Origin of the sequence: Lysinibacillus sp. JK80 (assembly GCF_027557635.1) — a bacterium.
Taxonomy (GTDB): domain Bacteria; phylum Bacillota; class Bacilli; order Bacillales_A; family Planococcaceae; genus Lysinibacillus; species Lysinibacillus capsici.
Window position 1 is genome coordinate 2038429 of the sequence record NZ_CP058997.1, and the last position, 24308, is coordinate 2062736.

Consider the following 24308-nt stretch of genomic DNA (forward strand, 5'->3'; position numbering starts at 1 on the left):
ACTAAACTATATTGTAACACTTTCGTTATAATTTAAGCAACCTAAGGGGGTATTGAAGGGCTTCGTAGCAACGTTTTCTGACTTCAAATAGACGCATTTGCTTCTTCATCAAAAATTGCCATTTTGCGGAAATAGTTATTTCGTCCGTTTTGCTTTGCCAAATATAGCGCTTGGTCAGCTAATTCACAACATGTTTGTAAATGCTCATATTTTGCGATTTTAGCTTGACACATTCCAATACTAACAGTAACTTGTTGGGCAATAGTAGATTGTAAATGCGGGATATTAAGTTGTCGAATTTCTTCTAAGATTTCTTCACATACAGGTTCAGCAACCTTATGAGTATGCTGGCTTATCATAACAAATTCCTCGCCACCCCAACGGGCAACAAATGCATTATACTTCCCTGCAATTTCCTCCAATAGAGATGCGACTTTGACAATTGCTGCATCTCCCTGCAAATGACCATAATAATCATTAAATTTTTTAAAGCAATCAATATCAATCATTATGACTGTTAAAGGCTGTGTTTGATAAAGTTGCTGTCCTATCTTATTCAATTTTTGGTTAAATGCACGTCGATTAGGTAGATTCGTTAAAGAATCTTTTAATGCTTGCTCTGCTAATTCATTATTTTTAATAGCCAACAATTCTGATAGTCGCTTCGTTTTGGTCATTTCCTCATTCAATAAAATATGCTGGGTATGGATTTGTTTACGAACCTTATAGGTCTGATATTGAATCATTACACCAATAGGTATTAATAGTGACATGGGTAATATAATTTTTATATTTTCACTCGATATTCCAGCACTCATATATGCACTCACAATAATGGCTGATGCAGAAAGCAAAATAATCCAGACAATTTTTCGTAAAGGTAACGCGAATACTGTACAAATAATGATTAAAATAACCTCATACAGTGCTGCATGACGGAAAAAGTAAACATCCAATACTGATATCGCAGTAATCAAAAGCATTATTGTGTAAATATAAACAACAACCAACCGTTCATACTTCTGTATATTAACAGGAGTAATATGAATTCGCTTTTCTCGGATAAACAATAATACTGCAACATCTATATAAAACATAGCGATATGAATGGCAATATAGACGGGAACCATGGCTCTTTCCGCCTTCACAAAAAATACCTCTCCATAATGTATTAACGAAATAATGACTGATACATACATGAGTGTCCAAGCAACTATTCTCATCCCTTTTAAATTCGACTGAACCATTTCTTCGCGAATAGAAAAAGCTAATTTTTCTTGATTTTCCATCATGCTCTCTCCTCATGCCCACTTTCAAATAATTATAATGTCCTATATGTATCGTCATGATAACGAAAAATACAAGTCAATCTAAATTTTTCTGATAAATAAAAAAGTTGATACCTTTATAGCATCAACTTTTTACATTGTATTCAATTAAATATCGAAAAATTTATTTGGCTAAAATAGACTTTTAATAAGCGTGTCAATCATAATAGGCATCTCTTTAAACGCACTATCCACATGCAATCGCTCTGTTTTTTGATGGGCATCCTTTCCAAATGGACCGACATTTAAGACAGGACCTTGTAATGCCGCCATCTCTTTGAATGGAATATGATACGTATCGCCCCATACAGGTGTGTTCCGTTCAAATGCTAGCCACTCATTGGATGCATCTGAATAATTGACATAGCTTAAATCACAGATTCCATTAAAGTAGTGGATCTGCTCCACCTCAATATCAAATGTTTGAGCTGTTTGCTTCATTAATTCAATCGACTGTTTCACTAATGGATGGTTGGATGAATTAATGGCTGGATAGTAAGGTGGTGCATATAACAGAACTGTGGCAGGTGCTAATTCCTGACAGCGAATCATGAGCTGATCCACAATACGAATGGATTTTTCACGATCATCCCATGCAGGATGCTGCTGAACCTGGTGCTTAATCGCTTGTACTTCCTCAGCTCCTAACTTATGGATCGCATGCTCCAATAATGCCTCGTAGCGTAAGACCTTTACCTTGCCCACACCCTGAACATTTTCGCGTGTACAAATGTCCTGATAGTGCGCATTGCAAGCAGCCATTGCCTGTAACGCAACTTCCTCAAAAATAGCCATCACCTCAGCCGCTGTACGTTTTAACAAAAAGACATTGTAAAGTGCCGCCGCACGGTATGGTGTTTGTGTAGAATACTCCATTTTTAAATCTTTTAATTGTAGAGAGACGGGTAGTGGTGTGCTTTCGCCTAAATCTGTTTCACGGAAAAGGGGATTCCACTCCATATGCTGTGTCATATAGGAAGCGATAAAGGGAGCCGTCATCCCTTTTAATGGCTCACCAACATGTGTCTCTTTTCCGTAGAACAAAGCAGCAGGCATAATTTTACCAATTGTACCTGAATAAATATATTCATTCGTATCCGAAGGCCCTTGTGAAAACGATGGCTCACTATTTAAAAATAATTTATAGGTTAAGCCATGCTGTTCCCGCAGTCTCACCAGTTCCACAACAGCCGCTCTCATACCAGCAGAGTTGACTTCCTCATCAGGGACCGTTGTTAAAATCAAATTAATCGGCCATTGCTCAAAGCTTGCCTTTTCGATCAACTGCATGTGTAAGGCAAGACCCATTTTCATATCCATTGTGCCGCGTCCAAATAAATAATTCCCAGACGCCAAATCAATGCGAGCTGCCTCTGGTAAATCTTTTAGGTATTTAGGTTCCATTAGCTTTTTCGTTAGTTCTTCTGGAGAAAAGGCTAACGGCTCTAGTTCACCATATTCCTCTGTATGCACGGTATCGAAGTGACTGATTAACACAACGGTTTCAGTTGCGGTTGGATGCTTATAGAAAGCTGTCACTGCATTTCTGCCAAGTCCTGCATCATGTAATTCAATCAAGTCTGGGTGCTTTTCAAAATATGGAAGCGTTAACAATTTATCTTTTAGTCGAAAGGCAAATTTATTTTCACCCTCCGTTAATGTTCGGCTTTCCCAGCTCACAAGTTCACATAATAGGGCACGTAGTTTTTCGGGTGTATCCCACATAAAAGTATTCATGATTTTTTCTCCTTTAACTCCCATTCGTTAGAGGTACGATTAACGAATTTCTAGTGTTTCTTCACTTTTGCTATCTGTAGCAGCAGTCGCCGCTTTCTTTAATTTCAATTGATAAAAAATCATACAGGCAATAAAGAAGCCAATCCCGTATAGTAAACCAATCCTTTGCGTTGGATCAAACGCTAAAAATACTAAAATTAAAACACAAAAGATTATACAAAATACTGGAATCAACGGGAATAGTGGTGTTTTAAATTTTAGATCAGCCACATTTCCTCCCGACTTCACATAGCGATAACGGAACATTAACTGAGAAGCACATATTCCCATCCATGAAATTGTGACAGATATACCTGCTACCGACATTAGTAATACAAATACAGCATCAGCTTCCATTACACTAGTTAATAAAGATAAGAGTGAGAATACCATCGTAAAAATAAGCGCATTTAAAGGTACTTTATTTTTCGTTAATCGACCAAATAACTTGGGCGCCATCCCCTCTTGTGACATGGAAAATAATAAACGTGTTGATGCATATAAACATGAATTACCTACTGATAAAATAGCTGTTAAAATAACAAAGTTCATGATACCAGCTGCATATGGTACACCAGCTAAATTCATTAACGTGACAAATGGACTTTCCATAAGCCCAAGCTCTGATGCTGGGAATATTGCCGATAATACAATAATGGAAGCAATATAGAAAACGATGATTCTAAATAGAATTGTACGAATCGCTCTAGGAATATTTTTTTCAGGGTTCTCGGTCTCCCCTGCTGCAATACCCACCAGCTCTGATCCCTGATAAGAAAAAATTACATTCATCATTGTGACAAAAATAATCGTAATACCTGCTGGGAATAAACCAGAAGGTGCTAAATTTGTGAGATGTGGAGTAGGACGGTCTGCTAATGGAATTAAACCAAAGATTGCTGCTCCACCAATAATGATAAATGCAATCACTGCAACAACTTTTATACTAGCAAACCAGAACTCTGCTTCAGCAAAGCCCTTCGTTGTTAAAGCATTTAAGACAAATAAAAGAACCATAAACACAGCACACCATATCCAAATTGGTACACTTGGAAACCAATGCTGCATTAAAATACCTGCAGCCGTAAATTCAACGCCTGCTGTGGCAGCAGATCCAACAAAATACATCCAACCTAATGAAAAACCGGCTGAAGGACTAATGAAACGTGTTGCATATGTTTGGAAAGAACCTGTAACAGGCATGTAAACAGCCAATTCCCCAAGACAATTCATGACCATAAACAAAATTAAGCCACCAAATAAGTAACCAATCAGTGCACCGCCGGGTCCTGCCTGGTTAATGGTATAGCCTACATTTAAAAATAAGCCTGTTCCAATAACACCCCCAAGTGAAAGCATTAACAAGTGACGACTTTTCATCGAACGCTTTAATTGATTATTGTGAAGCTGATCCCCTTTATTCAACATCCATCCCTACTTCCCATATAATGTAAAAATATTAAATATTCTGATATTTTAAGAATGAAAGTACCCAATCAATTTTCTCTTTTAAATTGATTGGGTATTGTTAGATTTACTTAAAAACGTAATGATAAACAGCTTAAACCACCATCGTGTTTTCTAAATTCAGACATATCAAGTTCAATTGTTTGATAGCCAAGGTCTAGTAATTTACGATTTGTTTCTGGATAGCCAGCTGGAATAATAATATAATTATTTACTTGAATACAGTTAGCTGAATATTCATCCTCTTTAGGAATCACGATTTTTTCGTAAGATTCAAATGCAGGATGATCGACAAATTCACCAGCTAGCACCATACGATTTTCCCCAACATAGGCAATTCCAGTTTTTAAATGGAAGAATTCTTTTAATGGAATAATAGTTGCTTCATAACCTTCTTGTTCAACAATCTCTTTAAATTGCTGAGCACCTTCTTCATTTGTGCGTTCTGAGATCCCTACGTAAAACTTTTTCTCTGCTTGTAGTACATCTCCACCATCAAGTGTTCCAGAACCTTTAATATAGTAAATTTTTTCATAGAATTGCTTTACAGCTGGTTCGATTTCTTCAATTTCGCGGTTACGAGCTGCTGCTCCAGGATTCGATATAATAGCAAATTCAGCCGTTAATACAGCTGTATCCTCTACAAATGTTGAATCTGGAAATGCTTCATTTGCTGGTAATTGTGTAACTTCTACACCGCATTTTTTTAAAGCCTCTACATAATGTTCATGTTGTTCAAATAATTTTTCTAAAATCGGCTTTCCTAAATCACTAGTTGTTAAACCGTTTACAAAACTATTACCTGGATTTTTAACAATAACATTTTTAAACATATTCATCTTCTCCTTTATCCTCTTACTACTGGGCAAGTTAGGCAAGTCGGCCCACCTGTTCCTTTAACAGTAATTTCATCGCCTTTATATTCGTACACCGTTGCTCCAGCATCAAGTAGCTGTTGCTTTGTTTCTTTGTTGCCTTGAGGAATCACACATACCCTTGGTGCAAGCGCTAAAACATTACAGCCTAACGAATCGTATTCATCTTTAGGTACTTCTACTAGCTGGATGCCACGCTCAATTAGCAGTTGTCTGAAAAATACTGGCATTAAACGCGAATGCACAACAGCTAAATCTCGGTCTACCATACTTATGAAAGACATTAAATGTAAACATTCAGCTTCACCAAGATCATGTGGTAGTTGTACAACTATAAATTCATCTACCATATCGGCTGTCATTTCCTTTAACTGACGAATGGCTTCATCGTTTGTTCGATAACCTCTACCCACAACGAGCGTTCGATCATCTAGCCAAACAATATCTCCACCGTCTGAAACTGCCTCTCCAGTAAGTTCACCAATTATTGGTATACCTTTTTGCCGTAAAAAGTCCTTGTATACTGCTGCTTCTGGTTGTCTTAATTTTTTGCCTGATTTCAGTATTATGGCACCATTTGGAGTGAATTTAACTGGATCATGTGCATAAAGAGAATCTAATCCTACTTCATCTGCTATAGGCAGATATTCAATAGTCTCAACATACTTTCCAAGAATCCCAATAAATTCAGCGTATTCGCTTAGAGCTTCTTCATAATCAGGCTCAGATAAGTAGTTAAATGTTTTCCATTCCTCACTAAGATGTGTCTGGCTTCGGAAAGCATCTTTTGGATCTTTTACAATAACATGTTTCAAAGGCGCATACATTGATGAACAATAATGCATTCCTTTCACCTCATTTCCGTGTAGTGGAAAACGTTTCCGTTAAAAGGAAAGTTTATATGAAGAATATATTCGTTTTATGCTATACTGTCAATATATTTAGAAAACTTTTATTTTTCTTTTAATCTAGATTGCGTTCACCCTTGGAAAAAATGCTATCGTTTATTAAAGAAGCCTCTTAAAGGATCCTTTTGTAGCTTTCGTGTATTAAAATAACCATTTGTTTAGACTTCTGATTTGTACGGGAATATTGGAACTAGACGTAGATGGAGAATAAAAATAAAATAGGATGAAGGGAGGTGGGACAAATGCAATTATTAGAGCGGGCGATGACAATTGCCAAAGTTTTAGCAGCTGATGCAAACGACAGTAGCTTGTCCATTTCAGAGCTTTCTACAAAATGCGGTTTACCGCTAAGTACTTTACATAGAATTTTAAAAGCCATGATTAAACAAGGGATGATTGAGCAAGATGAACAGACTAAATATTATCGGCTTGGAACCATATGGATGGAACTTGGCTTACAGGTGTATGATACGATGGATTATATTAGCAAAATCAGACCTGAGTTAGAACGATTAGCCAGGGAGGTTGAAGAAAGCGTTTATTTAAGTAAACCAGCTGGATTAGATACGATTATTATAGAACGGATAGACAGTGCAGCTAATCCGATTCGTATTTATGATCAGTTGGGTATTCGCATACCTATGCATATCGGAGCGGCCAATAAGGCCATACTCGCCTCAATGTCAGCGCTACAATCCAAAGAAATTCTAGAGCAACTAGTAACTAAAGATGAAATGGCCGAATTAGAGGAGCAGCTTCACCAAATTCGACAACAAGGCTATGCAATAAGTCATGGAGAACGAACTGCAGGTACTTCCTCTATTGCTGTCTCTGTTTTAGATGGTTTTGGTGAAGTGATAGGAGCAGTCAGTATTGGTTTTGTAAACTTTAATGTCTCTCAAGATCATATTAATACATTGATTGAGCGATTAGTTGATACTGGTAGACGTGTATCGCTGAAACTTGGTTATCGAGGAAAAGGATAGGAGAACTATTCCCCATTAAACTTCTCTACTTTTCATAAATGTTTTATGTCTGTAAAGGTTTTTTTCTTGAAAGGTTATGTGAAAACTGTTGCACTGAACGCCATCGTATGTTAAATTATTATGGTATGTGAAATACCGAACTGAAATAATAATCTTTCAGCATCAACAGTAAGGAGGGAATACAACATGCCAAAACAATGTGTAATCACTGGACGTAAAGCTCGTACTGGTAACAACCGTTCCCACGCTATGAACGCTAACAAACGTACTTGGGGTGCTAACCTTCAAAAAGTTCGTATCTTAGTTGACGGTAAACCAAAACGTGTATGGGTTTCTGCTCGTGCATTAAAATCAGGTAAAATCGAGCGCGTTTAATCGCTGCTTCTAAAAAATCGATTTCGCATTGAGCGCAATCGATTTTTTTCTTGATTAGTATTCTAGAAGAAAGTAAAAAATCCGACTAACACTAGTCGGATTTTTTTACTTTCTTATCTTTTTTAAATAGGTTAATACACGTACGCGTGATACTACTCACGAATTTCGGCAATTGGAACGTATATACTTTCAGGACTCTCTCCCCCTTACGCTAATCTATGCTTCTTATCATTAAACATATGCCTTGCGAGAAAGATATAGACCCTGAAGTTCCTATTATTTCATTACTTGTAAATCGAGATGTTCCTAAGGAAATTTCCTCATTCGTTGTTTCATATTTTACTTGTCGTAATGTTACACCTTGAATAGGCTCCTCGTGAGCAAAAAAAGACAAGTATCGGTATCGATCATCTGCATAAATTGTATGTGTACCTGGTAGTAAAAATTGCAACATATTAGTATGATTGATTATCTTTAACTCAATTTGAGGATGCTCTTTTTGTAACCGATAAATAGAACGAACAGCTGCCTCGTAATGATCTAAACGCCCACCCGTCACACCTGTCAAAATAATTTCTTGTGGTGCAAACGTATAGGCTTTAAGCAAAGCTAAATCCGTGTCTGTTTCATTTTTCTCTTCTTGAAAACGTTGTTGATCATTGGTTTGTGCCATTACTTGTCGATATTCTTCATCCGTTAAAGAATCAAAATCACCAACAATAGCATGGGGCGTAATTCCTTGCTCAATTAAATATAAAGCGCCACGATCAGCCCCGATAAACACAACATCCTGTTGTTGCTGAAACGATGAAAATGAACAAAGCTCATTTTTTGGACCACCTGCACAAACAACGACTGTCGTCATCCTTTAATCGCTGCCTCACCAGCTAGTAAAATCTCTTGAAGAGCAGCTGTTCGATCTTCTTTACTATAGATAGCTGACCCAGCTACAAAAATTGTCGCTCCAGCCTGTGCACATGGCACAATTGTTTCAGCAGTAATACCACCATCAATTTCAATGGCAATATCTAAGCCTCGCTCCTTAATTATTGTTGATAATGCTTCAATTTTAGGTACAACAGAATGAATAAATTTTTGTCCACCGAATCCAGGATTAACAGTCATTAATAATACCATATCAATATCTTCTAAAATGTGTTGAATTGATTCTATCGGTGTATGTGGATTTAATACGACACCCGCTTTTACACCAAAAGAACGGATTAATTGAATTGTTCGATGTAAATGACGACATGCTTCTACATGTACTGTAATATAATCTGCTCCAGCTTTTGCGAACTGTTCAATATACTGATCTGGATTTTCTATCATTAAATGCACATCTAATGGTAACTTCGTTAATGGACGGATAGCATCCAATACAATAGAACCAAATGAAATATTCGGTACAAAGTGACCATCCATTACATCAATATGAATAAGTTGTGCACCTGCTTGCTCTACTTCCTTTACTTCTTCACCTAACTTTGCAAAATTTGCTGCTAAAATTGATGGTGCTATTTGTATCATCATTAATACCTCGGCTTTCGATCCATAATTTCTTGCATAAATTGTTCATAATGCTTGTAGCGGTAGTCTCGAATTTCCCCTGCTTCTACTGCTGCCTTTACTGCACATTTTGGCTCTTTCAAGTGTAAGCAACCTCTAAATTTACAATCATCCGCTACTCTAGCCATTTCAGGAAAACATACACCTAATTCTTCTTTCTCAATTTCGTCAAAATCAAAGGAACTAAATCCAGGCGTATCTGCTAATAAACCATCACAGACCTCTATCAGTTCAACATGTCGAGTAGTATGTTTACCCCGTCCTAAGCTTTGGGATATAATACCCGTTTTTAAGTTCAACTCTGGAATGAGCGTATTAAGCAAAGTTGATTTCCCAACGCCCGATTGGCCAGCTAAAACGGTGGTTTTTCCCTTTAAAATAGGACGTAACCGTTCTACTAATTCTTCTTCATCTTTATATGTTTGCAAAACTGTATAGCCCATGCTTTCATAATCTGCTATATAATTTTGTAATTCATCACGTTCATCATTTTCTAGCAAATCCATTTTTGTTAAACAAATAATAGGATGTACACGGAAGGATTCTAACACAACTAAAAAACGATCCAGTAAAATGGTATTGAAATTCGGTTCCTTTACAGAAAACACCAAAATACCTTGATCAATATTCGCAATTGGCGGACGTACTAATTCATTTTGGCGCTCAAAAATCTTTTGTATTGTCCCATCAGAGCCTTCAGTTTCCATTGTATACTCTACAATATCGCCTACGAGTGGGGATTCGCCACGATTACGAAATACCCCACGTCCTCGGCATTGAATCAGTTGATGTCCATCAAATACATAATAATAACCACTTAATGCTTTTCTTATTTGGCCTTGCGCCATCCAATTCCTCCTTAATCGACATCATTATAATTAACTTTGCCTTCTAAAATTATTTCTGAGTCACGAATTATTCTATAACTCGCATCTTTGCCATCTTCAATTGTAAGCTGAATGTTGTATGGCGTATCACTTAAAATTTCAAATACTTCAACAGGTTCAGACAATGTATGATTTTTATCTTGAATTTCAATTCGAATATTTTGAGCTATTCCCTCTTCTGTAGGTTTATACTCAATGACTACAGGTATGACACGTAGTTTATCGGGCTGTTTTGCTGGCCCTTTACTTATTACAACCGATATCATAGAACCTTCTTCTACCATAGTACCCGCTTTTGTCAATTGCGAAATTACACTGCCAGCTGGGATGGTTTCATGATGTTCTTCACGAGATATACGCCAATTGAGACCTGCTCTTTTCACATAGTCATCCATATCAGCTTTCGTATAATTTACAACATTTTCAACCCTTACCATTCTAACTCCTTGGCTAACTTTAAACGTGATTGTTTCTTCTTTCGCTACTACCTCAGAATTTGGTGGTATGCTTTGTTCAATAATTCTTCCTTCTGGCTCATTAGAAGGGACATCCTCTTTTATTACGTCTTTATACTTTCCTTTTATTAAAGCTTCAACTTGACTATAATTTTGTCCAACATAATTATCAACAGTCGTCATCTCTACACCTAAACTAACGATTAAGTCTACCTCTGAACCTTTTTCACGTAATGAATTTTTTGATGGGTCCGTTTCTATAACTTTCCCCTTCTCTATTTCCTCATGATTTCGCTCCTGATGCTCTTCACCAACAACAAATCCATCTGCTTCTAATTTTTTTGTCGCTTCCTCTATTGTTAAATTTGCTACATCTGGTATAGCCACTTTTTTCGGGCTAAATAAATCTTTTGCAAAAATAAAGAATAAGAAAATGACAACCGCTGCAATGAATAGTCCTGCAACATATTTGGGCCAATTTTTCTTCTTTCCCTTTACAGGAACTGGCTTTTCTACAGGCTTTTTAGGTTGTGGTTGAGAAGGTGCTTTAGCTTCCATAATCGGTTCAATAACTCTTGTTTTAGTTAGATCTTCGTCTTTTTTATGCATCTGCTCTTTAATGATGGGAATAGCTTTCGTTACATCATTATCCACAGGTATGACAAATTTGGGATCGTTGATTCTAGATGGTGTTAGTACGGTTTCCAAATCTTCATACATTTCTTCCACTGTAGTATAACGATGGGATGAATCTTTGGCAGTAGCCTTTAATACTACATTTTCCAAGCTTTGGGGAATCGTTGCATCAAAAGCACGGACAGAAGGCGTTTCGGCTTGTAAATGCTTAAGTGCTATTGAAACAGCAGATTCACCAGAAAATGGAAGTTCACCTGTTAATAATTCATATAACACAATACCGAGTGCGTAAATATCTGATTTGTTTGTAGCTGTACCGCCGCGAGCTTGCTCTGGTGATAAATAATGGACTGTACCAAGCACAGAATTTGTTTGAGTAAATGATGTAGCACTTAACGTCATGGCAATACCAAAATCCGTAATTTTCACATTACCTTCCGCATCCATTAATATATTTTGCGGTTTAATATCACGGTGGATAATATGGTTTTCATGGGCATTAGCAATGGCAGACGTTAATTGCTTCATAATATGCACACTTCTAGCAGGAGAAATTGGTGCAAATTCTTGTATGTACTGCTTTAATGTTTTTCCTTGAACATATTCCATCACAATATAGTGTAGATCTCCATCGTCACCTACATCATAAACACTAACAATATTTGGATGTGTAAGACTTGTAGCAGACAGTGCCTCACGTTGAAAACGTCGATGTAATTCATCCTCATTGGAAAAATCATAGCGTAATATTTTAATGGCTACATCACGATTTAAGATCATATCGTGTGCTAAATAAACATTGGACATACCTCCGCCACCAATGAGTTCTAAAATTTTATAACGGTCACTAATTCTTTTACCTACAAGCATTCTTACACCTCCTCATCCTTTTTCGTTAATAGCACGAGGGAGATATTGTCTTCTCCCCCGCTGGCATTTGCTAATTCTACAAGTTTACGCCCCTTTTCCTTAATGGAGTCTGGATACGTAATTATCGATGCCATTTCATAAACAGATAGTTTATTGCTTAATCCATCTGAACAAATGAGTAAATACGATTCTGATGCTAAATCTACTTCATAAAAGTCTGGTTCGATTGTGTCCTCTGTCCCAACTGCTTTTAAGATGAAATTTTTCTTTGGATGTGTCAAAGCCTCTTCTTCGCTTATCTCACCATTTTCGACCAAGACGTTCACATATGAATGATCTCTTGTTATTTGTTGTGCACCATCTTCAAAGAAATAATACACACGACTGTCTCCCACATGTGCAATGAAGCAATGTTGTTCTTCGATTAACACTGCAATAAATGTCGTGCCCATTCCTTTACAGTCTTCATGTGATAAAGAATAGTCATATATTGTTTTATTCAATTGCTTAACTGTTTGTAATAACCATTCTTTTTTTGATGTTGTAGATACAAAATGATGTGTGTCTGCCTGTAAAAAAAAGGATTCCATTTGTTTAATTGCCATATCACTTGCTACATCACCAGCATTATGACCACCCATGCCATCCGCTACAAGTGCTAGTGCAAGCCCATCTGGACGTTTAAAGAATGCAGCACGGTCCTCATTAATGGATCGTTTTAAACCAATATCACTTTCGACTGTGTATTCCAATACTGGTCACCTCGTTTCTTCAGATCTCTCTTGTGCACGTAATTGACCACACGCAGCAGCGATATCTGAACCTTGCTCTCGGCGGATCGTTACGTTAATACCATTTTTCTTTAATGTTTTTTCAAAAGCAAAAATTTGACTACGAGATGTACGAACATAATCACGTTCTGGTACATAGTTTACAGGAATTAAGTTGACATGACATTTAATTCCTTTAATTAAAGCAGATAGTTCCTCTGCTATTTCTACTGAATCATTTTCACCAGACATCAGCCCATACTCGAAACTCACTCGTCGACCTGTTTTTTTTGTATAGTATCGCACAGCTTCCATTAATTCTTCCAATTTATAAGCACGGGCAATTGGCATTAGCTTTTGACGTGCTTCTTGGTTTGGCGCATGCAGAGAAACGGCAAAGTTAATTTGTAATTGTTCATCTGCAAACTGGTAAATTTTAGGTACAATACCCGATGTTGAAACTGTGATATGACGTGCTCCGATATTTAAACCTTTTTCATGATTGATCACTTTTAAGAAGTTCATCATTGCATCATAGTTATCGAAAGGTTCACCAATACCCATAATGACAATATGAGATACTCGCTCGCCCAATTCATCTAATGTTTGCTGCACTTTGACAACTTGCTCCACAATTTCCCCTGCTAATAAATGTCGCTTCAAACCACCTAAAGTGGATGCACAAAACGTACAGCCAATTCGGCAGCCTACTTGTGTTGTTACACAGACAGAATTTCCATATTCATGGCGCATTAAAACAGTTTCTATTGAATAGCCATCTTGTAATTGGAATAAAAATTTAATGGTACCATCTTTAGATTCTTGTTTAATAATGGTTGATAGTGTGGATAATGCAAAATTTGCAGTTAGTTTTTCGCGTAATCCCTTTGAAAGGTTTGACATTTCTTCAAATGTCTTTACACGTTTATTATACAGCCAGTCAAAAATTTGAGCAGCACGGAAAGGCTTTTCGCCATTTTCCTTTAGCCATTCTTCTAATTGATGAGGTTGTAACGAATAAATGGATTCTTTTAAATTTGGCTTTTCTTTTTTTACACGTCGAACGGGCTTTTCTTCTGCTTCTTCGACTAAATCGTTAATACGTTCATTAAATTTCTCTTGATCCACCATTAGTTGGATTCTCCTTTTTTACGAAAGGCGGCGACAAAGAAACCGTCACTGCCAAAGTCTTGTGGAAAGACTTGAAGCATGCCATTAGCTTGCTTTTCCGCTAATTTTGTTGGTAAAGATTCTAGTTGTATAGCTTCCATTTCTGGATGTGCTGTTAAAAAGGCTTTCACAGTGCCTTCGTTTTCTTGTATGTCTACTGTACACGTACTGTATACAAGCTTACCATCTGTTTTCAAAACTTTCGTTGCTGCATCCAGTAAAGCTAATTGGATTTTTTGAAGACTTTCTAAATCTTCTTCTCGCTTTGTATATTTAATATCTGGTTTACGTCGCATAACTCCTAGTCCACTACATGGTGCATCGACTAAGATAGCATCAAAAGACGCTGCTTGTAAAAATTCTGGTGCTTTCCGTCCGTCTATTGGGGCTGTTTCAACAATATCAAGCCCTAGACGCTCTGTATTATGGTCGATTAAATCTAATTTATGTGGATGAAGGTCTGTTGCTAAAATAGACCCTTCATTTTTCATTATTTCGGCAATATGTGTTGTTTTTCCACCAGGTGCCGCACACATATCCAAGACACGCATACCTGGAGTTGGATTTAGCACATTAGCAGGTATCATTGAACTTTCATCCTGAATAGTAATCATACCTTCTTTGAAGGCTTTTGTACGAGCTGGTTGACCGTTTGTAATGTATAAGCACTCTGGTATAACGTCGCTTTGATTAGCCGTTAATCCTTCTGCCTCTAACTTGGCAATTGCTTGCTGAACAGTTGCTTTTGTCGTATTAACACGCACAGTCTGCACAGGCGGTCTATTATTTTCATGCAACATTTCAGTCGCTACTTCAAGACCGTAGTTATCAACAAATCTTTGAACTAACCACATTGGATGACTTGTTTCTATTGAAAGGCGCTCAATTGGATCTGCTATGTCATCTGTTGAAGGGACTCCACTCCGTAACACGGATCTTAATATGCCATTGACCATAGAAGCGATTCCACGATGCCCTCGACGCTTGGCAATTTCTACTGCTTCGTTTACTGCAGCGTGTGGAGGGATACGTGTTAAATAATGGATTTGATACAACGAAATTCTTAATAACCAGCGAACCCAATGATCAATTGAACCACGAATAAATGGCTCTAAGTAATAATCAAGTGTCATTTTATGCTGTAAAGTTCCATACGTTATTTCAGTCAATAAAGCACGATCTTTTGCTTCAATTTTATGTCGTTTAATTGTTTCATTTAGCAATAAGTTGCTATAAGCCTGATTTTTATCAACTGCTAATAGAATTGACAATGCGGCATCTCGTACATTGCCATCCCAAATCACTACACTTTTTTTACTCATTTAAATTGGTCCCCAATCTGTAATTTAGAACCTGTCCCACGTAAATATTCCTCTGCGGTCATGCGCTTTTTACCAGCTGGTTGCACATCATATAATGCTAAAGTTGTCCCGTTGCCAGCTGCTACCTCAAAATGATCTTTATCAATGGCAACCACTGTACCTGGATTAGCCTCATGCTTACTTTTGCCAATCGTTGCCCACCAAATTTTAAAATTACCATCCTCAAAAGTAGTATAAGCAACAGGCCATGGATGAAGACCGCGCACTTGATTGTATAAAGTAATAGCATCGTTGGTCCAATCAATTCGTTCTTGTTCCCTTGAAATATTACTTGCAAAGGTAACTTGTGCTTCATCTTGAACTGTACGGTTATTTGTACCATTTATAATAGAAGGAAGTGTTTCCTTAAGTAATTCACAGCCAACCATACTTAGCTTATCAAAAAGTCCACCAGTATGATCATCTTCTTCAATAGGGATCGCTTTTTGAGAGATAATATCTCCCGCATCAAGCTTTTCTGCCATATACATGATTGTTACTCCTGTTTCTTTTTCACCATCCATGACGGCTTGGTGAATCGGAGCCCCTCCACGATATTTTGGTAATAGGGAGGCATGGACATTAATGCAGCCTAGAGCCGGTGCATCTAATAATTCTTTTGGTAGTATCTGTCCAAATGCTGCTGTTATTACTAGATCAGGCTGTAAAGCAAGAATCTGCTGTAACTCCTCGGAGCCACGCAATTTTTCAGGTTGAATAATTGGCAAGCCAAGTTCCAAAGCCGTTGCCTTTACTGGCGGCGGTGTTAATACTCGCTTACGCCCAACTGGACGATCTGGTTGTGTTACAACTGCTTTAATAGTATATCCTTCATCATGTAGCATACGCAAAATAGGTGCGGAGAAGTCAGGTGTCCCCATAAAAACGATAGATGTCATTTTATTCCTCCTCTTCAGCGTACATTTCTTCTAGTTCTTCTGCTGTGACAATACGCTTGATTTTTGAATCGAAAAGCACACCATCTAAATGATCAATTTCATGTAAAATCGCACGGGCATCAAAGCCACCTGCCTCTAATTCATAAACACGTCCTTCACGATCACATGCTTCAATTTTGACATAACTAGGACGTTCCACTTCTCCATATAACCCTGGAAAGCTCAAGCATCCTTCAATATCTACTTCTGCTCCGTCCGTTTCAACGACAGTTGGATTAATCATTTCTAAAATATCACGTTCTTCACCTAGTTCAACAATTGCTACCCGTAACCCTACGTCTATTTGTGGTGCCGCAATTCCAACGCCATCATATTCCACCATAGTGTCATATAAATCATCAAGTAATGTAATAATTTCATCATTAATTTCTGTCACTTCAGCACACGGTGTGGATAGTACTTTTGCAGGATTTTCAATTACTTTTTTTATAGCCATTATTATTTCCTCATTTCTGCTTTAAAGCTAGTGCACTAGCTAATTGATACTTTTATTAAAAATCGTGCTATTATTACACGCTAACTATATAGTAGACGGATCTAAATCTACCGTCATTAATATTCCTTGTTTAATCCACTCTGCTCTATACATAGCAAGTAAACGTTGTAAAACGGGAATTAGATTTGGTTCAATTTTATATTTTATCAAACATTGATAACGATATCTATTTTGGAGACGAGCAATACTCGCAGTTGTTGGTCCAATTATTGCTACTTGATTCGATAAGTTCCCTCGTAACCAATCAGCCACTCGACCAGCATATTCAGCAGCCATCATGACATCTTCATGGGATAATTGAATAAGAGCTACAAAATAATAAGGTGGATAGTTTGATCTGCGACGTAAAAACATCTCACGTTCATAAAATGGTTCATACTCTTGTGTTTTAGCTAATTCAATTGCGTAATGCTCAGGTGTATACGTTTGAATGATGACTTCCCCTAGCTTGTCATGTCTCCCAGCTCGGCCACTTACCTGTGTTAATAGCTGAAATGTTCGCTCTGCTGCGCGGTAATCAGGTAAATGTAAGGATGTATCAGCACTAAGTACACCGACTAGCGTAATATTTGGAAAATCCAGACCCTTTGCGATCATTTGAGTACCCAGCAAAATATCTGCATGCCCTGCCCCAAATGTCTCTAATATTTCTTCATGTGCCCCTTTATGCTTCGTAGTATCTACATCCATACGTAATACTCTTGCCTCAGGAAACAACTTATACAGCTCCTCTTCCACCTTTTGTGTACCTGTACCAAAATAACGAATATGATCACTTTGACATTGCGGACATATTTGTGGAACATGTTCCTCGTAACCACAATAATGACATTTCAATTTTTCAGTTGTTCGATGATAGGTTAATGAAATATCGCAATTTGGACATTGGACAACTGTTCCACAATCTCGGCAGAGTACAAATGATGAATAGCCACGACGGTTTAAAAACAGCACCATTTGTTCTTTTTTCTCAAGTCTTAAACGGATTGCTTCTATCAGTGATTGGGAAAACATCGAACGATTACCTTGTCTCAGCTCTTCACGCATATCTGCAATAAAAACAGTCGGCAAAGCCTGATGTAAAGCACGGTGTTTTAAGGAGAGTAGCTTATATACTCCCTTTTTAGCTCTTGCAAATGATTCTAATGCTGGTGTTGCACTCCCTAAAATAATAGGACAGTTATAAAATTCGCTACGCCAGATGGCTACATCTCTTGCATGATAACGCGGTGAATCTTCTTGCTTATAAGTTGATTCATGTTCCTCATCCAATATAATAAGCCCTATATTCGTAAAAGGAGCAAAAATAGCTGAACGAGCTCCAACTACGACCTTCACTTTGCCTTGTTGGATTTTACGCCATTCATCATATTTCTCCCCTACAGATAATCCACTATGCATCACAGCAACCATCTCACCAAAGCGACTGCGGAATCGTTCGGTCATTTGTGGAGTTAAAGAGATTTCAGGTACCAACATAATGGCTTCTTTTCCTTCTTCTAATACCTTTTGAATAGCCTGCAAATAAACCTCTGTTTTACCACTTCCTGTTACACCATGTAATAAAAAGGTTTGCGCTATTTGCTGGTCCATAGCTGTAGTAATAGCTTGGAGAGCAACCTGCTGCTCACTCGTTAATTGTAAGGCATGTGTACGTGAAACTTCCTTCGTAAATGGATCACGAAATACTTCCTCTTGAATAAATTGAGCAGCTCCTTTATCAATTACTGCCTCTAAAACTGAAATAGAGACCCTTGCTTCGTCACAAATTTGTTGGGGAGTAAAAATCTCTCCTAAGTGTTGGCACATCCATTGCAGTAATAGCCGTTGTTTAGCTGCTCTGGATGATTGCTCTAAAGCACGTTCAATAAGTTGTTGGTCTGCTGTTATTTGAACCATTCGAATTTCTTTCACATTTCCCTGTTGCTTCACAACATTTTCGATTGAAACAATGTTTTCTGCAACCAATTGCTTCAAAAGGGGTAGTAAACCTGCTCGCTCAAATTCTTTAAAATTTGCTCGTTGACGCTTCCCGAATATAGCCTGTACCTCTAGTGGCAATTGTTGACCTTGTTGTAGCTTAATCATTTTTTCATACTTGGCTCGAAGTGCAGATGGTAACATCACTTGCAAGGCATCTATTTCATAGCAAATCGTATCGTTCTTCAACCACTTCGCCATTCGCAACATCTCTTCTGTCAGGACTGGCTCCATATCTAAAATTTGATTGATTGCCTTTAGTTTATTTAACGGTACATCTGTTTCTTTCTTCAATCCAACAACAAAACCCAGGACATTCCTTGGACCAAATGGCACTTTAACACGACTTCCTAACTCGATAACACTAATCCATTCTACAGGTACTTGATAATCAAATGGACGGTCTACATGGTAAGTAGAGACATCTACAATGACCTCTGCTATCAAGAAGCTCATTGTTCCTCACCCTTTATAATATATGACCATAATGTCTGAGCAAAAAGTTGTGGGTTAATTGTAGCCAAAAACTGTCCGTTAAGCTGCGCTTTTTCACTAAAATCAATCCATCTCTCAGAAAGTATATTAAGCATTGGAGTTCCTTGCACTTTTTGTCCGAAAGTGATCGCTTTTATACCTTCTACCGAAATGATCGGCGTTTCCTTTATAGTCGGCACATTTGCTGCATGGATCAATATTGCTTGAGAGTATTGGATTTTATAAGCTTCCAGTTGCTGTATAGCATCAAACAAATTAGAATTTTCTATTTCAATTACATGTGCGCCTAGCATTCTTGCTTCATGTGCTAAAGCTCGTCCTATGGCTCCATTTGCCTGTGGACTAATTACATGCTGTTCATCCAATGGTACATGTAGGGCACCTGCAGTCACTATAACTGTTTTACCTGTTAGTGGTTTAGTTTTTCCCGAAAAAAAATCTTGAACAAGTGCAGTGATTTTTTCTGGCTCCTCTAGACGGCCCTTCCCGACATAGCCACATGCTAAAAAACCTTCGGAAGGCTCAATAAATTTGTAGCCATCAGCTGATAGCCTATCCAAATTACGTTTTACCGCTGGATGGTCGTACATGTGTACATTCATGGCTGGTGCAATCCATACAGGTGCGGTCGTAGCAAGCAGGGTTGTTGTGATCATATCATCTGCTATACCATTGGCCATTTTTCCTATTATATTTGCTGTAGCGGGCGCTACTAAAATTAAATCAGCCCAGTCTGCTAAGTCTATATGAGCAATCACACTTGAATCTTTTTCATCAAACGTGTCAAAATAAACATCATTTTTGGACATCACTTGAAAACTTAATGGATTTACAAACTGTCTAGCAGAGGCTGTCATGATGACTTTTACATTGGCTCCTGCTTGTGATAGCTTGCTTACGAGTGCCACAGCTTTATATACGGCAATCCCGCCTGAAACACAAAGTAAAATATTTTTATTCATGCTAGGTGTCGTCCTTTCAAATGATAAGCTCCCAAAGAAGGATTCCCTGGGAGCTTTCGGCATTCTGTATAATCAAAATCTACTGCTAACTAGACTAGCATGCATGTAAACATAGTAAAGCTCTTTACATGATGTTAGATTTCGTCCTCATACACAGTTGACTCATCCTGTGATACTTTCGTAAGTACACCTGCCGCTACTTCTTCAAGTGCTTTCCCAACATATTTATGGGAAACATACTTGTGTAAGCGTTCTGTGTCTTGCTCTTCTTGCATTTGGCGAGCACGTTTAGAAGCAAGGCTCACTAATGAATATTTTGAATCGATTTCCTTTTTTAAAGCGTCTACTGATGGGTATAGCATTGTTTTATTCTCCTCTCAACATTGACAAATATCTTTTTTCAACACGTTCTCTACGACAATGCTCGGCTTTAATAATCGCATTTATACGATCACAGGCATTCGTCACTTCATCATTTTCCACAACATAATCATACAAGCTCATCATTTCAAGCTCTTCACTTGCAGTAGCGATTCGTTTGGCAATGATATCCTCCGTTTCTGTCCCACGTCCAACTAAACGATCTTTTAATTCCGTTAAACTTGGAGGGGCTAAGAAAATAAATAAGGCATCTGGTGCTTTTTTACGAATTTGTGCTGCACCCTGCACTTCGATTTCTAAAAATACATCACGACCTGCATCAAGTGTTTCATTTACATAAGCTAATGGTGTTCCATAATAGTTACCGACAAATTCAGCGTGCTCTAATAAGCCACCTTGTTCAATTAACACTTCAAATTCATGACGTGTCTTGAAAAAATAGTCTACACCATCTACTTCACCTTCGCGAGGATTTCGTGTTGTCATCGAGATGGAATACTCATAATTCGTATTCGGCTGAGAAAATAATTCTTTTCGCACTGTCCCTTTACCTACACCAGAGGGGCCAGACAGAACAATTAATAATCCACGTTCTTTTATCATTTATTCTCTATATCTCCCTTAATTTATAACAGACACGTGCAAGTTATTCGATGTTTTGCACTTGCTCACGCATCTTTTCTAAAATTGTTTTCGCCTGAACAACAGCAACCGCTGCTTCTGTAGATTGATTTTTTGAACCAATCGTATTAATCTCGCGATGTATTTCCTGCATTAAAAAGTCCAATTTACGCCCAACCGAAATCTTTTCAAGTAATGTTTCCTCCAGCTGATTGAAGTGACTATCTAATCTGTCTAATTCTTCGGAGATGTCTACTCGTTCTGCAAAAATTGCTACTTCCGCTAGTAAACGATCTTCTAGCAATGTGCCATCTGCAACTTCATTAATTCGCTCTATTAATCGTGTACGATATTTTTCAACAGCAAGTGAAGAACACAAACGAATCTGATTGACTTGCTCCATTAACTGTTCTTTATATTGTACAACAACCTCTTGTAATTCTTGCCCTTCACGCTCACGCATTTGAACGAGCTGTGAAATCGCTTGTGAAATCGCTTGTTCAACAGCACTGAGCAAATCCTCTGGTGTAAGCTGAGGTTTTTGCTGCACAAGGGCCTGCTCTAACGATAAAAGCTCTTGCATCGTCCATTTTTCTTCAAGTGGTACTTTACTTGCTAATTGCTCTTTTGCCTTACGATACGCTTCAATTAATGACCAATTAATCTCAATAGATTGCTCTACGTTCTCTAAGTCCTTCACATATACCATCACATCAATTTTGCCGCGTGACAAAGCTTGAGAAATTAGTTTCTTTGCAAAAATTTCAGCTTCAAGCCATTCTTTCGGAAATTTTGCATTAATTTCTAAAAAACGATGGTTGACCGAGCGCATTTCCACGGTTAATTGAAAGTCTCTAGTTGTTGTGACACCTCTGCCAAAACCAGTCATACTACGCACCAAGGTTCGTCACACCTTTCTTTGCATACTGGGATTATTATAACATAAGCTTTGTCGATTATGACGACTCTCCAAAAAAATTTGGTTAAAGTAAAAGCTAATTCTACCACAATTGAAGCTATATTTTAATATTCACCTAAAAAATGCTATGATAAACATACCAAAAGAGTATTTGCGAGCTTAAAAATAGTGCATGCAGATACATAAAGAAAAAATACGAAAGTACCAAGATGCTTGATATCGTTGGAAAGAGGAATTCATATGGCATTTGATGGCTTATTTACTTATTCAATAACTGCCGACCTACAACAGCTAGTCACTGGTCGGATTACCAAAATACATCAACCCAATGCACAAGAAGTTATTTTACATGTGCGAGCGAACGGAAAGAATCATAAATTACTGTTTTCCATCCACTCTTCTTATGCACGTGTACACCTTACTGAACAGGTGATTGAAAATCCAGCAGAGCCGCCAATGTTTTGTATGCTTTTGCGTAAGCATATAGAGGGTGGTTTTATTGCTTCTATAAAACAGCGTGATTTTGATCGCATTATAATAGTAGAAATTGAAAGTAAAAATGAAATTGGAGATCCAATTGTAAGAGAAATACATGCTGAAATTATGGGTAGACATAGTAATCTACTGTTGATTGATCAAGAGCAAGGAAAAATTATTGACAGCCTAAAACATCTACCGCCTTCAGTCAATAGCTTCCGTACTGTACTACCAGGGCAACCGTATTTTGCACCACCCGCACAAAACAAATGGAATCCTTTAACAGTGACAGATGAAGAGCTAACAGCATTTTTTGCTGAAGGGAAAACCTCTAAAGAGCTAGTGCAACAATTAGCTGGTTTTTCACCTCTTCACGCGGAAGAATTATTGTATCGAATGAAGACGACTTCAAATACGCTAGTATGTTTCAAGGATTTTATGGCCTCCTTTGCGAACGGTGGAATGAAGCCTATGTACGTACTCTTCAATCAGAAAGTATACTTTTCCCCTATCGAATTAACGCATTTGCATGATGGGGATATAACAATCTATCCTAATGTCCATGAGCTTCTTGATCGTGTATTCTTTGCCCGTGCAGAGCGAGATCGTGTAAAACAACAAGCAGGCGATTTAGAGCGCTGGCTACAAAATGAGATTGACAAATTAGCTTTAAAAACAAAAAAGTTAACAAAGGATTATGAACGTGCCTCCAAGCTCGATCAATTCCAACTATATGGTGAGCTATTAATGGCTAATATCTATGCCTTTGAAAAAGGAGTTAAGGAAGTTACTGTCACAAATTACTATAGTGAAACTGGCGAAGAAATAACGATTCCAGTAAGCGAACGTAAAACACCTATTGAAAATGCCCAAAGTTATTACACAAAATATACAAAGGCAAAAAATGCCTTGGTCATGGTTCAAGAGCAGCTAGAAAAAACTACTGATGAAATTTCTTACTTCGAAATGCTTGCACAGCAAGTTCAGCAGGCTTCTCCTGGAGATATTGAGGAAATTCGTGAAGAGCTAGCAGAGCAAGGTTACTTAAAACTACGTCATGCGAAGAAAAAGAAAAAACAAGCGAAACCTGAACCAGAACGCTATGTTTCTTCTACAGGTGTAACAATCTCTGTTGGAAAAAACAATAAACAAAATGACATGCTGACATTTAAACTAGCAAAGCGGACTGATATTTGGTTACACACAAAAGATATTCCTGGATCTCATGTTGTCATTCATTCAAGTGAACCCGATGAAACGACATTGCGAGAAGCTGCCACACTAGCCGCCTATTTTTCTAAGGCCAGAGAATCCTCTTCTGTGCCTGTAGATTATACCGAAATACGACAGGTCAAAAAACCAAATGGTGCCAAGCCTGGTTTTGTCATCTATTTTGAACAAAAGACACTGTATATTGACCCGGATGAGGCAGTCATTTTACAGTTAAAGAAACAGTCATAAAGGAAGAAATCGATACAAATTGTATCGGTTTCTTCCTTTTTATAACGCGTACACGTAATCCGTACTATAAAACGATGAAAACAACCTTATCTTGATTGATTTTTACAGACAATCTTCCTTATTA

The 24308-nt window shown here is 37.7% G+C and carries 23 protein-coding genes; 3 read left to right on the forward strand and 20 right to left on the reverse strand.

Annotated features, from left to right (window positions below; all coding sequences use genetic code 11):
• Positions 1-83 precede the first annotated feature (83 nt).
• The 5 genes from HXV90_RS10705 to HXV90_RS10725 form a co-directional block, all read right to left on the reverse strand.
• Positions 84-1292 (reverse strand): GGDEF domain-containing protein, encoded by a 1209-nt coding sequence (locus HXV90_RS10705; protein WP_269898938.1) that lies wholly within the window; start codon positions 1290-1292, stop codon positions 84-86.
• Between the two features lie 168 nt (positions 1293-1460).
• Positions 1461-3065, reverse strand: a complete 1605-nt coding sequence (locus HXV90_RS10710) for a M20/M25/M40 family metallo-hydrolase (RefSeq protein ID WP_066038398.1) — start codon at positions 3063-3065, stop codon at positions 1461-1463.
• A gap of 39 nt (positions 3066-3104) precedes the next feature.
• On the reverse strand, positions 3105-4532 hold the full coding sequence (locus tag HXV90_RS10715) for an amino acid permease (RefSeq protein WP_066037828.1): 1428 nt from the start codon (positions 4530-4532) through the stop codon (positions 3105-3107).
• A gap of 110 nt (positions 4533-4642) precedes the next feature.
• Complete coding sequence (locus HXV90_RS10720) at positions 4643-5404, reverse strand: dimethylarginine dimethylaminohydrolase family protein (RefSeq protein ID WP_257961592.1); 762 nt, start codon at positions 5402-5404, stop codon at positions 4643-4645.
• 14 nt (positions 5405-5418) lie between these two features.
• Positions 5419-6291, reverse strand: coding sequence for a dimethylarginine dimethylaminohydrolase family protein (locus HXV90_RS10725; protein WP_048395355.1), 873 nt, complete (start codon positions 6289-6291; stop codon positions 5419-5421).
• A gap of 305 nt (positions 6292-6596) precedes the next feature.
• Between HXV90_RS10725 and HXV90_RS10730 the strand changes: the two genes are divergently transcribed.
• Together HXV90_RS10730 and rpmB are read left to right on the forward strand one after the other, a co-directional pair.
• Entirely contained in the window at positions 6597-7340 is a 744-nt protein-coding gene (locus HXV90_RS10730) for an IclR family transcriptional regulator (protein ID WP_269898939.1), read from the forward strand.
• Positions 7341-7526: 186 nt separating this feature from the next.
• Positions 7527-7715: a 50S ribosomal protein L28 gene (gene rpmB / locus HXV90_RS10735; RefSeq protein ID WP_004227417.1), complete on the forward strand. Its 189-nt coding sequence runs from the start codon at positions 7527-7529 to the stop codon at positions 7713-7715.
• A 91-nt stretch (positions 7716-7806) separates the two neighbouring features.
• On the opposite strand, the gene HXV90_RS23515 is transcribed toward rpmB, so the two are convergent.
• The 15 genes from HXV90_RS23515 to HXV90_RS10805 all read right to left on the reverse strand — a co-directional run bounded on the left by HXV90_RS23515 (position 7807) and on the right by HXV90_RS10805 (position 22228).
• Positions 7807-7875, reverse strand: coding sequence for a hypothetical protein (locus tag HXV90_RS23515; RefSeq protein ID WP_230874924.1), 69 nt, complete (start codon positions 7873-7875; stop codon positions 7807-7809).
• 51 nt (positions 7876-7926) lie between these two features.
• Positions 7927-8580 carry a thiamine diphosphokinase gene (locus HXV90_RS10740; RefSeq protein ID WP_048395359.1) on the reverse strand — a complete coding sequence of 218 codons (654 nt, stop codon included), beginning with the start codon at positions 8578-8580 and terminating at the stop codon, positions 7927-7929.
• Entirely contained in the window at positions 8577-9245 is a 669-nt protein-coding gene (gene rpe, locus HXV90_RS10745; protein WP_048395360.1) for a ribulose-phosphate 3-epimerase, read from the reverse strand. The genes HXV90_RS10740 and rpe overlap by 4 nt, the downstream gene beginning before the upstream one ends.
• Positions 9246-9247: 2 nt before the next feature.
• Positions 9248-10132 carry a ribosome small subunit-dependent GTPase A gene (gene rsgA, locus HXV90_RS10750; RefSeq protein WP_269898940.1) on the reverse strand — a complete coding sequence of 295 codons (885 nt, stop codon included), beginning with the start codon at positions 10130-10132 and terminating at the stop codon, positions 9248-9250.
• An 11-nt stretch (positions 10133-10143) separates the two neighbouring features.
• Positions 10144-12132, reverse strand: coding sequence for a Stk1 family PASTA domain-containing Ser/Thr kinase (gene pknB / locus HXV90_RS10755; RefSeq protein WP_048395364.1), 1989 nt, complete (start codon positions 12130-12132; stop codon positions 10144-10146).
• Between the two features lie 2 nt (positions 12133-12134).
• On the reverse strand, positions 12135-12884 hold the full coding sequence (locus HXV90_RS10760) for a Stp1/IreP family PP2C-type Ser/Thr phosphatase (protein ID WP_048395366.1): 750 nt from the start codon (positions 12882-12884) through the stop codon (positions 12135-12137).
• A gap of 6 nt (positions 12885-12890) precedes the next feature.
• Positions 12891-14033 (reverse strand): dual-specificity RNA methyltransferase RlmN, encoded by a 1143-nt coding sequence (rlmN, locus tag HXV90_RS10765; RefSeq protein WP_048395368.1) that lies wholly within the window; start codon positions 14031-14033, stop codon positions 12891-12893.
• On the reverse strand, positions 14033-15394 hold the full coding sequence (rsmB, locus tag HXV90_RS10770; protein WP_048395370.1) for a 16S rRNA (cytosine(967)-C(5))-methyltransferase RsmB: 1362 nt from the start codon (positions 15392-15394) through the stop codon (positions 14033-14035). The genes rlmN and rsmB overlap by 1 nt, the downstream gene beginning before the upstream one ends.
• Positions 15391-16332, reverse strand: coding sequence for a methionyl-tRNA formyltransferase (fmt, locus tag HXV90_RS10775; protein ID WP_103117565.1), 942 nt, complete (start codon positions 16330-16332; stop codon positions 15391-15393). The genes rsmB and fmt overlap by 4 nt, the downstream gene beginning before the upstream one ends.
• A gap of 1 nt (position 16333) precedes the next feature.
• Positions 16334-16828 carry a peptide deformylase gene (gene def / locus HXV90_RS10780; RefSeq protein ID WP_004227388.1) on the reverse strand — a complete coding sequence of 165 codons (495 nt, stop codon included), beginning with the start codon at positions 16826-16828 and terminating at the stop codon, positions 16334-16336.
• A gap of 84 nt (positions 16829-16912) precedes the next feature.
• Positions 16913-19324, reverse strand: coding sequence for a primosomal protein N' (gene priA, locus HXV90_RS10785; protein ID WP_081010998.1), 2412 nt, complete (start codon positions 19322-19324; stop codon positions 16913-16915).
• A complete protein-coding gene (gene coaBC, locus HXV90_RS10790; RefSeq protein ID WP_112117468.1) occupies positions 19321-20325 on the reverse strand; it encodes a bifunctional phosphopantothenoylcysteine decarboxylase/phosphopantothenate--cysteine ligase CoaBC in 1005 nt (334 codons plus the stop codon). The genes priA and coaBC overlap by 4 nt, the downstream gene beginning before the upstream one ends.
• Before the next feature lie 134 nt (positions 20326-20459).
• Positions 20460-20687, reverse strand: coding sequence for a DNA-directed RNA polymerase subunit omega (rpoZ, locus tag HXV90_RS10795; RefSeq protein WP_004227380.1), 228 nt, complete (start codon positions 20685-20687; stop codon positions 20460-20462).
• 4 nt (positions 20688-20691) lie between these two features.
• Positions 20692-21309, reverse strand: a complete 618-nt coding sequence (gmk, locus tag HXV90_RS10800; protein ID WP_004227379.1) for a guanylate kinase — start codon at positions 21307-21309, stop codon at positions 20692-20694.
• Between the two features lie 43 nt (positions 21310-21352).
• Positions 21353-22228 carry a YicC/YloC family endoribonuclease gene (locus HXV90_RS10805; RefSeq protein ID WP_048395376.1) on the reverse strand — a complete coding sequence of 292 codons (876 nt, stop codon included), beginning with the start codon at positions 22226-22228 and terminating at the stop codon, positions 21353-21355.
• Positions 22229-22486: 258 nt separating this feature from the next.
• Between HXV90_RS10805 and HXV90_RS10810 the strand changes: the two genes are divergently transcribed.
• Positions 22487-24184 carry an Rqc2 family fibronectin-binding protein gene (locus HXV90_RS10810; protein WP_269898941.1) on the forward strand — a complete coding sequence of 566 codons (1698 nt, stop codon included), beginning with the start codon at positions 22487-22489 and terminating at the stop codon, positions 24182-24184.
• Positions 24185-24308 lie beyond the last annotated feature (124 nt).